Annotated in this window: 12 protein-coding genes; 2 read left to right on the forward strand and 10 right to left on the reverse strand. The window is 54.1% G+C overall.

Annotated features, from left to right (window positions below; all coding sequences use genetic code 11):
* The first annotated feature begins 185 nt into the window (after positions 1 to 185).
* Together ABD892_RS21840 and ABD892_RS21845 are read left to right on the forward strand one after the other, a co-directional pair.
* Positions 186 to 806 (forward strand): LysE/ArgO family amino acid transporter, encoded by a 621-nt coding sequence (locus ABD892_RS21840; protein ID WP_345198290.1) that lies wholly within the window; start codon positions 186 to 188, stop codon positions 804 to 806.
* Complete coding sequence (locus ABD892_RS21845; protein WP_345198292.1) at positions 806 to 1,306, forward strand: YbaK/EbsC family protein; 501 nt, start codon at positions 806 to 808, stop codon at positions 1,304 to 1,306. Before ABD892_RS21840 ends, ABD892_RS21845 begins: the two co-directional genes overlap by 1 nt.
* 66 nt (positions 1,307 to 1,372) lie before the next feature.
* Here the strand turns inward: ABD892_RS21845 and dtpA are convergent, their stop codons facing one another.
* From dtpA to ABD892_RS21895, 10 genes are all read right to left on the reverse strand, one after another.
* Positions 1,373 to 2,863: a dipeptide/tripeptide permease DtpA gene (dtpA, locus tag ABD892_RS21850; RefSeq protein WP_345198293.1), complete on the reverse strand. Its 1,491-nt coding sequence runs from the start codon at positions 2,861 to 2,863 to the stop codon at positions 1,373 to 1,375.
* Positions 2,864 to 3,160: 297 nt separating this feature from the next.
* Complete coding sequence (locus ABD892_RS21855; protein ID WP_345198294.1) at positions 3,161 to 3,658, reverse strand: FUSC family protein; 498 nt, start codon at positions 3,656 to 3,658, stop codon at positions 3,161 to 3,163.
* Positions 3,659 to 3,681: 23 nt separating this feature from the next.
* Positions 3,682 to 5,202 (reverse strand): DHA2 family efflux MFS transporter permease subunit, encoded by a 1,521-nt coding sequence (locus tag ABD892_RS21860; RefSeq protein ID WP_345198296.1) that lies wholly within the window; start codon positions 5,200 to 5,202, stop codon positions 3,682 to 3,684.
* A complete protein-coding gene (locus ABD892_RS21865; protein WP_345198297.1) occupies positions 5,177 to 6,211 on the reverse strand; it encodes an HlyD family secretion protein in 1,035 nt (344 codons plus the stop codon). Before ABD892_RS21865 ends, ABD892_RS21860 begins: the two co-directional genes overlap by 26 nt.
* Before the next feature lie 72 nt (positions 6,212 to 6,283).
* Complete coding sequence (locus tag ABD892_RS21870) at positions 6,284 to 7,780, reverse strand: discoidin domain-containing protein (RefSeq protein WP_345198298.1); 1,497 nt, start codon at positions 7,778 to 7,780, stop codon at positions 6,284 to 6,286.
* 191 nt (positions 7,781 to 7,971) lie between these two features.
* Complete coding sequence (locus ABD892_RS21875; RefSeq protein ID WP_345198299.1) at positions 7,972 to 8,742, reverse strand: outer membrane protein; 771 nt, start codon at positions 8,740 to 8,742, stop codon at positions 7,972 to 7,974.
* Positions 8,743 to 8,863: 121 nt separating this feature from the next.
* On the reverse strand, positions 8,864 to 9,502 hold the full coding sequence (locus tag ABD892_RS21880) for a carbonic anhydrase (RefSeq protein ID WP_345198300.1): 639 nt from the start codon (positions 9,500 to 9,502) through the stop codon (positions 8,864 to 8,866).
* A 164-nt stretch (positions 9,503 to 9,666) separates the two neighbouring features.
* Entirely contained in the window at positions 9,667 to 11,592 is a 1,926-nt protein-coding gene (locus ABD892_RS21885; protein WP_345198301.1) for a bifunctional metallophosphatase/5'-nucleotidase, read from the reverse strand.
* A 90-nt stretch (positions 11,593 to 11,682) separates the two neighbouring features.
* Entirely contained in the window at positions 11,683 to 12,171 is a 489-nt protein-coding gene (gene rimI, locus ABD892_RS21890) for a ribosomal protein S18-alanine N-acetyltransferase (protein ID WP_345198302.1), read from the reverse strand.
* The gene (locus ABD892_RS21895) at positions 12,168 to 12,962 is read right to left on the reverse strand and encodes a uracil-DNA glycosylase family protein (RefSeq protein WP_345198303.1); all 795 of its coding nucleotides are present in this window, start codon (positions 12,960 to 12,962) and stop codon (positions 12,168 to 12,170) included. The genes rimI and ABD892_RS21895 overlap by 4 nt, the downstream gene beginning before the upstream one ends.
* Positions 12,963 to 12,982: the final 20 nt, after the last annotated feature.

Consider the following 12,982-nt stretch of genomic DNA (forward strand, 5'->3'; position numbering starts at 1 on the left):
AAAGCATGAGCGGTAGCAACATACTGCGGATTTTCAGGCTTGGTTCAAGGCTTTCAATGAAACGTCAACAGCCCCTAATGTTTTGGTTAGATTTACTATCACTTTATGTTATGCGGATTTTTTCGGTTTGCTGGCATGATGCGCCGCATGTTTGATTGAACCTCCCGGGGGAAAGAGCACTGACCATGTTATCTGTCTGGCCATTACTCCGGGGCTTTGGCCTGGGAGCGACCATGATTATTCCCATTGGGGCACAGAATGCTTATGTGCTGAACCAGGGGATTCGACGTCAGCACCACCTGTTGACGGCATCCGTCTGTGCCATCTGCGATATGCTTCTCATAGCGCTGGGTGTGTTTGGCGGCGGGACGTTGTTTGCCAGTCATCCAACGCTATTGTTGGCTGTATCCAGCGGTGGCGCCGCTTTCCTGTTCTGGTACGGTTTTCTGTCACTGAAAAGTGCGCTTCGTGCGACGGATGAAGTGGCAGACGCGCAGGTGACCGGTACGAGTCGCCGTGCGGTGATTGCAGGCACACTGGCGGTCACTTTGCTGAATCCCCATGTTTACCTGGATACCGTGATGATCCTGGGCGGTATAGGCGGGCAGTTTGAGGGCGGTGATCGTGTCACCTTTGCGGCAGGTACCATGATAGCGTCGTTTGCCTGGTTTTTTGCCCTCTCCATTGGGGCGGCAAGATTGTCGCCGGTACTCGGTCGACCCAAAGTCCGGCGCTGGATTGACGGTGTCATCTGGCTGATGATGTGGGTTATTGCGTTTTCATTGTTGAAACGGGTAGTGATGTAATGCGTGAACGGTTGGAACAGATTTACCAGAGAACACTCTCCCAGTTGAATGAGGCGGGCGTCGACTGGCAGTGTTGGGAGCATGAACCCATTCTGGATTTCGAAACCGATGCCCGGATCACGGAGGCGCTGGGGTGGACGGCTGAACCGAGCAAAAGCTTGTTTCTCCACCTGAAGGATGGCCGCTACTGTATTTATCTCACCCATCGGGATGCGCGACTGGATAGCAAGGCTGTTCGGCAGTTGCTGGGTAGTCGCCCATCTGTCTGTAGCCCGGAAACCATGCAGGAAGTGACCGGCTGTTTGCCTGGTGCCGTGTGTCCTTTGGGTCAGAATGCTGACATTGTCATGGTGGTGGATTCCCGCCTGAAAGGCTGTAAGGAGATCATGTTCACACCCGGACTGCCGGAAATGACGGTGGCGATCGCGGTCAAAGATCTGGATGCGGTGTTATCCGTTTTGCCTAATCCAGTGTTCTGGCTGGAGGAAGAGTCAGCCTAATAGCTGTTGAAAACTGCAAAAAAAGCCCCGATAAATTGGGGCTTTTTTCGTCTATATAAATGCGTATTAGTGGGCTGTCGCCGCTTGTTCTGCGATGGTTTCATCGCCGTTGATCATGCGGGCCAGCAGCGGTGCAGTCAACAGCATCAGACCGGCCATCACAGCCGCTGCCAGGCCAATCTCCAGGAAGACCTTGGCGTAAACCGGCAGTGTCTGCAGGGCGTCCACCGCACCATTGCTGCTCGGTACCGTGGTCATTGAGGCGATAAAACCGCCGATGACAGAGGCTGCCGCAGAGGTCAGGAACCAGGCGCCCATGATGAAACCGGTCAGACGTTGGGGAACCAGCTGAGCCACCATGGCCAGTCCCAGGCCACTGATCAGCAGTTCACCGATCGCCTGGAAGAAATAGCTGGCGATAATCCAGCCGGAAGAGACAATGCCCATGGCGTTGGCGAACTGGGCGCCCAGCGGCAGGATCAGGAAGCTGGTGGCGCACAGGGTCATGCCAATCGCAAACTTCATGGGCATGGAAAGGTCTCGGCCGCTATTGCCCATCCGGTTGTAGAGGTAAGCGAGTACGGGGCTGGCCAGCATGATCCAGAACGGGTTCAGGGACTGGAACGTGACCGGGTTGATCGCAATGCCCAGGATGTTGTGTTCAACGTTATTGATGGCAAAGAAGTTAAGAGATGTCGGCATCTGCATGTAGAGCACGAAGAAGACCACTGCCTGAAGCATCATGATCAATGCGGCGATCATCTTTTTCTGTTCTGTACCTTTGCTGGCAATGATCTCTTTCAGGAATATCACGACAACCAGGCTACTGACGGCCGCCAACAGAACGTGGGCAACGGTCAGGTTCTGGAGCATCCAGGCGCTGAGGAAGATCGCCGCGACAGTGCCCGCCAGCACCAGAACCATCTTTTTCATATCGACAGGGGCAAGGTCAGGTGCAGAACCAATGCCGTTTACCCAGCTGCGCAGGAACCAGTAGCTGCCGACTGAAAGGATCATGCCCAGTGTGCAGGTGAAGAAACCGACACTCCAGCCAAAGCGATCGGTCAGTTCAGGCACCAGAACCATGGAGATGAAGGAGCCGATGTTGATGGCCATGTAGTACATGGTAAACGCACCATCCAGGCGCTTGTCGCCTTCTTCATAGCATTTGGACAACAGGCTGGAAGGATTAGCCTTGAACAGGCCGTTTCCGACGGCAATACAGCCCAATGCCAGGTAGACCAGGTGATGGTCATGATCCGCCATTCCCATCAGCAGGTAGCCGCTGGCCAGAACCAGTGCGCCGAGCACCATGGTGCGTTTGGTGCCGATTACCCGGTCACCAATGAAACCTCCGATGGCTACAAGACCAAACACCAGGGCACTAAAGGCGCCGAAGGTGGTGAAGGAGGTGGTGTCGTCCATACCAAGCTGTTTGACGAAATAGACGGCAAGCAGCGCCTGAAGGCCGTAGTAACCAAATCGTTCCCAGAGTTCCAGGAAGAAAATCATGTAAAACGGTTTCGGCTGTCGTAAGACATTGGTCGACTGAGACATCAAGACTCCAGACATGTGACGATAAGGGAGCAATAACAGGCGCGAGTGTTTCTAGACAGGGACACAGGGCAGTCAGCTAAACGACACCCTACAATGCGATGAATGTCTGTAGTTGTGACTTATGTCACTTTTTTCAGAGGTTGTCAGGAAAAACCTCTGAAAAAGAGTTTTTAACCAGAAAAAAGGCGTTATTTCTTTTTTGGTTGGTTGTAAAAAATGTTGTGTGCGATGTTTTGTCGAATTATTCAATGATTTTGGTGCGTTAGTACTTCTATTTCCTGTGTGCTTTTCGTTTATTTATTGTTCAAAGTGGTGGTTCACCTTATCCAGCAGCCAGGAAACCAGTACGCCAACACCGACGCCTATGCAGGATTCCAGCAGTCGAAGGATGGCATTTTTGACCGGATTAATATCGGAGACGGATGAAACCACAATGACCACGGACATAGTGATCGCAGCCAGTTTTACGTGCTGGCCGTAGTTCAGCAAGTAGCAGAGCAATGAGCTGATGCCAATAAACAGTGCATAGGTGAAAGGGTCAAACGCGATGAGCAGCAGATAAATCGCGCCGAAAAAGCAGCCGATGGCTGAGCCGGTAACCCGTGTTCTGGCGGTGGCAATGCTTTCCTTGACGGTGGCGGGCTCCGACACAATCAAACCGGAGATAACGGCCCACAGCCCACCGATCATGGCCGTGGGTTCATGCCACAGCCAAGTGAAGCTGTAGCCGGCAATGTACGCAATAAACGCAATGCAGGTGAAGCGGATTGTCGAACGAATAGCCATTCTGTCCATGGTGCTGAACGGCCTCCACAGCGTCAGGTGTTTTGGGCTACCGTTGGTGCTGATGTTTTCCTGAACATCAGCACCAACGGTATCAGTACCAGGTAGGTCACCATGATAAAGACAAAGGTATAAACAAAGGCCAGTAGTGATGACTGTTGCTGAAGCATGTGGGCGATGCTGGCCATGAAATCCGGGTTGACCAGGGATGTGTTTTGCGCGGCCGCATAGTGTTGCAGGGTGATGTTATCCGGTGACAGGGCACCTCCCAGGCTGTGCCATTCAGACTGTTGTACACGGGAAAAATAGGTGTTCACAATGGCAATGCCGAATGAACTGCCGATGGTGCGGCAGAGGTTGTAGACAACGGCGCCGCCGGTCGCCTGTTGTGGGCTGAGTGTCATAAAGGCCATTTGTGATAGGGGGGCAAAGACCAGCCCCATGCCCGCCCCCTGGATCAGGCTGGGGAAAATAATCCAGAAGAGATCAATATTCAGGGAGTAATGGGTCATCAGCCAGGTGCCCAGTGCATTGAGCAGTAAACCGATGACGACCAGCATGCGGCCATCCAGTCGATCCATAGAACGGGCTATCGCTATCAAGACGACAGCAGATGCTATTCCCCGTGGTGCCATGACAAAGCCGGTGGTTTCGACCGGGTAATTCAGCAACTGTTCCAGCATCATGGGTTGCAGCTGGGTAATGCCAAACATGCCCAGTGCGAAACAGCTCATGATCAGGCATGACGCGGCCAGATTACGGTCTTTCAGCAACCATATGGGGGCAATATCTCCCCGGGTCATAAAGGAGCGGATGATAAACAGGAGCAGGGTGACGGCACTGATAACGCTGGCAAACAGGATCAGGTTGGAGCTGAACCAGTTTTCCTCGTTGCCCCGCGACAACACCATCTGCAGCAGCCCGATACCGATGGCCATATTGATAACCAGCATCCAGTCGACGCTGGTGCTTCCACGGTTACTGATATGCACATACCGCCACAGCAGGCCAAGGCAGAGAATGCCCACCGGCAGGTTGACATAGAAAATCCAGCGCCAGTCCAGGTGTTCGGTGATGATGCCGCCAACCGTCGGGCCAAGGATGGGACCCAGCAGGATACCCACGCTGAACAGGGCCATTGCCTTGCCTCTTTCTTCTTTCGGATAAATCTGCACAAGGATGGACTGTGCCAGTGGAATCACCGAAGCGCCAAAGGCGCCCTGAATAATCCGGAAGGTGATCATTTCCGCGAGTGTGTCAGCCTGTCCGCAGAGGGCTGAGGTGGTGACAAACCCGGTAATTGAAATCAACAGAAGGTTGCGTTCCCCGAAGCGCAGCGTCAGGTAACTGGCCAGTGGAATACAAATCGCCTCTGCCATGGTATAGGCGGTCAGCACCCAAGTGATTTGTTCGGAGGTGACGCCCAACGAACCCATCATATGGGGCAGGGAGACATTGGCGATCGTCATGTCCAGCAGCACCATAATGGCGGAGAGCATGATCGCCAGGGTGACCGTCGTCCGGTTCATGTTACGGGCTGCCGTCTGATGTGTCATTGTGGGCAACCGTATCCACTGTCACCGTACCACTGGCGCCGACCCGCAGAGGTGGCTGTCCGGCCTGTTGCACAATACTGATCTTGACCGGAAAGCGCTGGGGGATTTTGACCCAGTTGCCCGTTGCATTTTCCGGGGGAAGCAGAGAAAAGGCGGAGCCGCTGGCGGGCGAAATGGCTTCTACCCGGCCGGAGAAGGTGGTGTCTGGGTACATGTCCAGATCAATATCCACCGGCATGCCGGGACGAATACGACCAAGGTCGTCTTCTTTGAAATTGGCCTGCATCCAGAAGCTGCCGTCGACAACCAGCGGCGTCATGGCCTGACCTACAGCAACGATACTCCCGGGATGGATGCTGACTTTTCCCAACAGGCCGGAAGTTGGCGCCGTAATGTTGGTATATGACAGGTTTAGGCTGGCCTGGGTCAATGCGGCCGCGGCTTCCTTCACCGAAGGTGCTTTGCTGCCATCTGCGCCTTGCTCAGCTACCAGTTGAGAGAGGGTTGCCCGAGCCGCATCCAGGACGTTTTGTGCCGCGGAGAGGTCGGCCCTGGCGTCATCGGCGGATTGTTTGGGCAATACACCTTCCGCCACAAGGGCCATGGTGCGGGAGTAATGGGTTTGTACGTCGGTCAGTTTGGCATTACTGCTGCGAACATCGGCACTGGCGGCGAGAATGGCTTCCCCGGCAGCACGGTTCTGCTGGGTAGCGTTTTCATAGACGGCCCGCGCTTTGTCGAGTGCCGCCTCATAAGGGGCCGGGTCAATCTGAACCAGCAGGTCGCCTTTGTCGACAGCTTCATAATCTACGACATTGACACGGTTTACCTTGCCCGCGACCTGGGAGGCAATGTAAATAATGCTGGCATGGATGTAGGCATCATCGGTATCCGGGTATTTTTTCTGGTGTTGCAGATAGAGGTATCCGGCAGCCACCAGTAATACGACGATGGCCAGGGTGATCAGCCAGTTGCGTCGTATGTGTTCATGGGTTCCGTTTTCCTGCATAGCATTGACCTGGAAGTGTGAAACTGTTCCCTGCAAAGGCCGGGGTACGCCTGTTGTTGCCGGGGGATGGGATCAGTGCCAGCGTGATGACAGTTCAAGAAAATTGGCCATGATGGGCTCAGACTGGTTGTAAGGCACCACGGCGGCGGGATGGAACTGGGTGGAATAGACAGGGCGGTTCATGTTGCGCATAACCTGGATATAGGATGACCGGGCCATGACCGCAAAATCCTGATGTTCCTTGATGAACTCCTGACTGACGGCCCAGCTGTGAATTTCAACGGCCTGAAAGGGGTTGGGTACCTTGTCAAAGAGTGGGTCACTGGAAAACTGGGGCAGGATCTCGACCTTATCCACCGGTAAGCCCATGTATCGCCTGAAGATGGAGTCATCAAACCATTCCATCCAGTGGGCAAAGCTGATGCCATGGGCCATGGCAAAGAATTCGTTACCGGCGCACATTCCCATCATGGGGATGTTATCGACATCGCGCATGACCTCATATTCGCCGTAGTACTCGAACATGGGCAGGTATTGCCAGTCGGCATTATTGCCACTGAACATAATCGCCATGGGGCGGTGTTTCAAGCGACGCAGGACATCCAATGAGAAATCATAGTGGGGGATTAGTACCGTCTTGTAGCCTTTGCTTTCCACAAAACGTTTGAGGTGAGTATAGGTGTAACCATCCATCTGGTTGCCGACCAGCAGGACATAACGACCATCCGGAACGTCAGGAATGGCGGGTTTGCCACGGCTATAGGGAATGATGGCGTTGATCTGGGCCTGCAGAGCATTTTGCTTGTTGATCATCAGGCGGAAGAACCGTGCCGTGACTGGCTTGAAATCAATAATGTTGCGGTAGGTATCGTTGCCCGTGACGCGGGTATCCTCAATGGTTTTCCATTGGTTCAGGTCATCGCTGCTTTGCCAGTAAAAATCGACCAGCCAGCCGGGTGCCGGTGTGATGCTGCGGGTTGACAACATCCAGAAACGGCTTAGCGTAGTACGCTTCCCCATGTCCAGAACGATCCAGTTGTCTTTGTCCCCCACTCCGAGTGGTGCGCTGTTCCAATACGTCAGCTGCCCCTGATCATCCCAGTCGATGATATTGTTTGGATTTTCACCGGAGGACGCCAGTACCTGTTTGACCGGTGCCCGTACATAACCGCTGAATGTGCGTGAGCCTGCGACATCAAGAGTGAACCGGCTGACGACCCAGTCACTGCTCATCCCCTTTGGGGTGAGGGTGCGCACACGCCAGTAATAGCGTCCGTCCGACAGGGCATCACGAGCAGGAATCCGCATCTGGGCGTAGTACTGGTTAAATGGCCTGATGTCGCTATAGGTGGCCACGGTCTGTCGAAACTTGGCATCTTTGGCCATCTGCAGCTCGTAGACCCAGGACGGATCGGAACCGGCCAATGAGAACGTCAGGACCGGTTGGGGATTGGTGAGCACCATGTCCCACTGGGGATTGTTGTTGAGCCTGGGGGCTGGCAGCGAGGTGGCGAAAGAGAAAGAGCACCACAGAGTGGTCAGGAACAGCAGGGCGCGGCAGGGTTTCATGCGGGCAGACTCAGTGACTGGGAATGGTATCAAGGCAGGTGTACTGGCGATTATGCGGATGGGATAGTAACAATCCGCCTATGGAAGTTAGCACAGGCCTCTCTGTTCGCAAGATTTTCCCGGCAGGCGCAGTATTACTGAAAGACTGCACTGGGACTGGGTGTCACCAGTGCAGTGGGGTTACAGGTGCATCAATGAAAGAGATAGCGTACCCCAAACAGCAGTGTGGTGGATTCGAGGTCGCCCTTGAAGGATTCATCACCGGTAGCCGGCAGATTGTCCAGTTCCCAGTTGCCCAGGTTTCGGTGTTCGAGGCCAAAGTCGAACGTCAGGTTCTGGTCGAACTGGTAGGACAGGCCGATGCCGAGGGTCCAGGCAGTATCGTTGCTGGTGGTGTCATCCCATTTTTCATTCCAGCTGGGGTTGGCGGAAAATGTCTGCACACCGGATGCCTTATTGCGCGCATAGCCGATACCTGCCATGAAATAAGGGACCACGGTCTCATTGATAGGCATATCAAAATAGGCTTTGAGCAGGTAAATCTCGGATTCTATGCTGATTTTATTGAAGCCGGTTCCAAGGGGCTGAGTGATTCCGGTTCCAAATTGATCTCCACCAATTTGCAGATCAATTTGAAAATCTGATTCACGTTGCAGCGAACCTTCCAGCTCTAGCCTGAAATGTTTGTTCAGAACGAACCCTATGCCTAAGGCTGCTGTTGATGCGTCATCGCTGTTATTTTCATTGACGATACCCAAGCTACCGTTTTGAGACACGGAAGGGTATCCAGGATCACCTAATACTAAAATCGGATTGGTTGCGTCGGTATTGGTAATTTGGGTTGAGGCCATTCCCCCGCGGGCAAAGGCATACATATCGACAGCCTGACTGGTCGCGGGCAGGCAAAAGATCATACCTGCCAGCAATGCATTGCGGACTTTAATCATCACGTACCATTCCATGGTTTGAGGTTTGATTGAAAAGCGACAACTAAAACCGCACGCTTGTTACTAAGCAATGATAGTCAATATAATTCCCGTCAGAATCAGTCGGGAAGTTGACGGCGATCGTCGCGTACAACCGCTAGCCGTGGTCAGCACTCTGAAATTGCGCGGGTATGGCATCCGGACCGTTAACCGAGACGCCGATCTCTTTCAGCAAGCCATCGCCAATATCGTAAATGCAGCCGTGAATGGTCAGGGGGAAGTGATTTTGCCATGCCTTTCGAACGGTCGTGGTGTTGGCGACATTGACGACCTGGTGAGCCACATTGAGCTCGCAGAGCAGATTGATACGTTCTTCTTCATCGGTCAGTAAATCAAACTGCGCTTTATGTTGCTGGTAAATGTCTTCAAGGTGATGAAGCCAGCAGCCTAACTTTCCGGAAACCCCACCGTTAAGTGCCGCTTTCACGCCACCACAGTCGTAATGGCCAGCCACCACGATATGCTTGATTTTCAGCGCTTCCACCGCAAACTGCAGTACGGAGAGACAGTTCGTGTCGTCATGCAGCACCATGTTGGCAACATTCCGGTGTACCAGCAGGTCACCCGGCTGGGCGCCGGTGAGCATTTCGGCAGGCACCCGGCTGTCACAGCAACCGATCCAGAGATACTGGGGCGACTGCCCGGCGCTCAGGCGGCTGAAGAAGTCAGGATCCTGCGTCTTGTTTTCCTGTGCCCAGGTGCGATTGTTGGTCAGTAGTGGTTTTAAGGAATCCATTGAATCTTTAGCGTTTCAGGTCATCGTTTAAGAGAACATAGCGTCTGTCGATTACCGGCAGACACATGCAATCTGTTGTACTAAGTGTAGTTTGCAGCAAGGCTTGGAGGAGAGAAAGGCGCGGTATGCTCGCATTCGCAAGTCATACCGCTTGATGACGCGTATTAACGCCGTAATCGCCGTCCCACAGCGGTCAGTAACCATCCCAGCAGGCTGATCAGGATAATCAGCAGGCCGAGTGTCGTCCACAGAATCCAGGTGCTGTTGCTGAAGAGTTTGGCTGGATTGAGGCTATGATCTGCAATCATGCGCTGCTCGGTGGTCGTGCTGTCCAGCGGGATGTCGGACAGACCATCGCTATCCAGGTCCGGCAGTGATCCCAGGTAATCCAGCATGGCCTGCCAGATTTTCATTTCCTGAATGCCGGGGGTTTCCGGGCTGATATCCAGGATAGCGTCACGGATATTGGCAATGGGCTGACCGTTGGCGTATTTCGGGGTGACGCTCAGCAGACCATGGCTGATATCGGGAATAATCCAGGTAAAGCTGCCGACGTAGCTGGTTCCGCCAATGCTGTAAAGGCGATCGCTTTTATCACTGAGATCCATCATGGTGTAGCCATTGACGGGATCGCCCAGCTCCACCCTGGTCACCCGGTCAAACGGGGGACGGAAGTTGTTATAGGTAAAACGAATGCCGGACAGACGGGGGTAATAGGCGTCACTACGTGTCTGGTAACCAAGTAACAGTACTTCCAGCAGGCTCTTGACCTCAGGGCCGGTCAGCCAGGCTTTCATCAGTGGGTAGCCAGGTTCATCATCGTGTTCGCCGATGCCAAGAGGCTGAATCCGGAAGATATCAGAGACAGCCTGTACGCCGGTTTCGCCCTGCAGGATATCGTCACGCAGCGTTCCATTACCCGTCAGGCCGATATCGGCGCCGGTGGCTTTGCGGATGGCATCGGTGACCAGGTTGCCGAGCCGGGGATCATCGTAATCGCGACCCAGGTCTGCAGGCGTTTTCACCAGTGGCTGATCGAAGTGATATCCCCTGGGCGTGAGCATTTTTTCGCTGACCTGTGCCTTGAAACCGGCAATCATTTTGCTGATTTCCGGATCCCCGGGAATCTTGTCATTGATCGGGTGCAGTTTATAGCCGGTCATGCGAATACCGTTGTCGGTCAGCCTGGCCGACATTTCTCCGAGGTATTGGCCATCCGAACCGGCCTGCACAATCGGCGTACCGTTGATCATGATGGGTTCAAAAATCGGGGTATGGCTGTGGCCGCCGATGATGATATCGATACCCGGCACCTGGCGGGCATATTCGACCTCCTCGCCTGTCCAGAGACCATCACTGTTTTGCACCACGCCGCTGTGGGAGAGCAGGATAACGACATCCACCTTATCCTGCTGCTTCAGTTCAGTCACCATGGATTTTGCCACGTCGATCTGACGGTCAATCCGCACAGGCTTGGCATTCGGGGCTGAATTGCGGGCATCGACACCGATCAGGCCAAAGAAACCAAACCGGATGCCGTCTTTAACCAGCACGAGCTTGCGACGGATCAGCTGGTCATCGTATACCGCTTTCAGCGATGCATCGCCCTTACCTGATTCAGAGAAAAACAGGTTGGAGATCACGATGGGCGGAATGGCACCTTGTGCCTGATGCGCAGAACGGATCATCTGTGCCAGCCCATCCGGACGGAAATCAAATTCATGATTGCCCAGGGTGATGGCGTCATAGCCCAGTTTCTGCATCAGCTGCAGTTCGGCGCCGGTTTCCCGGGTGATGGTGTGAAATAGGGTACCCATGCTGAAGTCGCCACCATCAAGCAGCATCAGCGGTTCACCAGCGGCTTGTTGCGCGCGGATCGTCTTGATCTTGGTGGCGAGACGGGCGATGCCACCGGTGGTTTTGTCATCGTGGGTCGTTTGGGGGGTGTACTCAAGGTTGGGACCGAAACCCAGCAGGCGGGACTGCCAGTCATTGGTATGCAGCAGGGTGAAGTGCTTATCATCTGCCTGTGCAATCAGGGGGGGCAGTAACAGCAATAGCGTGAAGCATGCTCGGAGCAGTGTGGCCATGGGCAAAGCCTGTCATCGTTGTTGTTGGCGTGGCCGCAGTCTATCGGCCTGCGCCACGCATGTGAAGGGAGCGATTGACAGAAGGTGATATCAATCGTCAAGAAAGGTGAGATCCATGACCATGACGATGGCTTCTTCTCGTCCCTGTTTGGCGGGATAGTAATCCTTGCGGCGGCCGATTTCCGAAAAACCGTTTTCCAGATAAAGCGTAATGGCACCCTGGTTCGAGGCGCGGACTTCCAGGAACATAACCTCGGCATCCAGGGTGACAGCGGCTTTGAGAAGCTGGTTGAGTAATCGTTGGCCTAGCCCCTGGCGCTGGTGGTTGGGTGATACGACCAGGTTCAGCAGGTGTGATTCGCCGATGGCCGCGGAGATAACGCCAAAGGCGACAATATCGCCGTCCTGTTCCAGTACCTGGCAGTGATAGCCGGAGGTAATACAGTCTCTGAGGTTGCCAATGGACCAGGGGTGGGAATGTGCAAGGCATTCGATGGCAAATACGGACTCCAGGTCCTCAAGCGTCATGGCGCGTTGCACAATCGGGGAAAGCTCGGAAAATGTTTCAGACGTGATCATGAGTTACGGGTTAACAGAGGAGAAATATCGCGCCAGGTGTCAGCCTTGATGGCGGGCAGTTTCATCAGTGCATCCAGGCTGTGGGTTATCACAGTGATTTGTTGGTCTTTGTCTTGTATACCCCGGACTTCATCAAAATCGGTCTCCGGGCCCAAGGCATAACGTACGCAGTTACGACCCAGTAGAAAGAGCGTTTTCCTGCGTCGCAGGCCAAACTGGTTGGTCAGGTAACCGTGCACGGCGTCGTGGGCTGCCTGCTCATCCTGATCAGCCCGATTGCCGGCGATGGGCCAGTCAAACAGTGCGGGTTGTAATGCTGGAGCAATAGGAATGCCAACGGAAAAGAGAAGATTCCTTAAGAGCCTTTCATGGAATCGGGTGAACTGGTTCATACCCGTGCTGGGCAATTCGGAAACCACAAGGCAATCGTCGTCAACTGAAAGCGTGACCAGACGAAACCGCTCAGCAGGTTTGACGGGTTTGCTCTGGACGGTAACGTTTTCTGCTGGCGTTTCAGTAGTCGTTTCAACGGCTTGTTCCGGTGTTTCACCCAGAATATCCGCAGGTCGCATAACCGGTTTACCGGCAGGCTTAAAGGGGGCAGGTGTGACTGCCTGCTCAGCGCTGTGCTGGGGTTGTTCTGCTACGGCTGCTGGTGGATGTTCTGCCTCCCAGGCTTCCCAGTCCCATTCACAGGTCGTCGAGGGTTTGGCTTCCGGCAGGATATAGCGGGGATACCAAGGCTGGATGCCCATGGCGTCAAGGTATTGCTGGCGTTGCTGTTCGTTCATGCGGCTCCGGTGGCTCCCGC

The organism is Kistimonas scapharcae (genome assembly GCF_039540975.1).
GTDB classification, from domain to species: domain Bacteria; phylum Pseudomonadota; class Gammaproteobacteria; order Pseudomonadales; family Endozoicomonadaceae; genus Kistimonas; species Kistimonas scapharcae.

What these genes read in the sequence shown, in the direction of transcription:
- ABD892_RS21840 (WP_345198290.1), top strand. Translation starts at nt 186, where the DNA reads ATGTTATCTGTCTGGCCATTACTCCGGGGCTTTGGCCTGGGAGCGACC.
- ABD892_RS21845 (WP_345198292.1), top strand. Translation starts at nt 806, where the DNA reads ATGCGTGAACGGTTGGAACAGATTTACCAGAGAACACTCTCCCAGTTG.
- dtpA (WP_345198293.1), bottom strand. Translation starts at nt 2,863, where the DNA reads ATGTCTCAGTCGACCAATGTCTTACGACAGCCGAAACCGTTTTACATG.
- ABD892_RS21855 (WP_345198294.1), bottom strand. Translation starts at nt 3,658, where the DNA reads ATGGACAGAATGGCTATTCGTTCGACAATCCGCTTCACCTGCATTGCG.
- ABD892_RS21860 (WP_345198296.1), bottom strand. Translation starts at nt 5,202, where the DNA reads ATGACACATCAGACGGCAGCCCGTAACATGAACCGGACGACGGTCACC.
- ABD892_RS21865 (WP_345198297.1), bottom strand. Translation starts at nt 6,211, where the DNA reads ATGCAGGAAAACGGAACCCATGAACACATACGACGCAACTGGCTGATC.
- ABD892_RS21870 (WP_345198298.1), bottom strand. Translation starts at nt 7,780, where the DNA reads ATGAAACCCTGCCGCGCCCTGCTGTTCCTGACCACTCTGTGGTGCTCT.
- ABD892_RS21875 (WP_345198299.1), bottom strand. Translation starts at nt 8,742, where the DNA reads ATGGAATGGTACGTGATGATTAAAGTCCGCAATGCATTGCTGGCAGGT.
- ABD892_RS21880 (WP_345198300.1), bottom strand. Translation starts at nt 9,502, where the DNA reads ATGGATTCCTTAAAACCACTACTGACCAACAATCGCACCTGGGCACAG.
- ABD892_RS21885 (WP_345198301.1), bottom strand. Translation starts at nt 11,592, where the DNA reads ATGGCCACACTGCTCCGAGCATGCTTCACGCTATTGCTGTTACTGCCC.
- rimI (WP_345198302.1), bottom strand. Translation starts at nt 12,171, where the DNA reads ATGATCACGTCTGAAACATTTTCCGAGCTTTCCCCGATTGTGCAACGC.
- ABD892_RS21895 (WP_345198303.1), bottom strand. Translation starts at nt 12,962, where the DNA reads ATGAACGAACAGCAACGCCAGCAATACCTTGACGCCATGGGCATCCAG.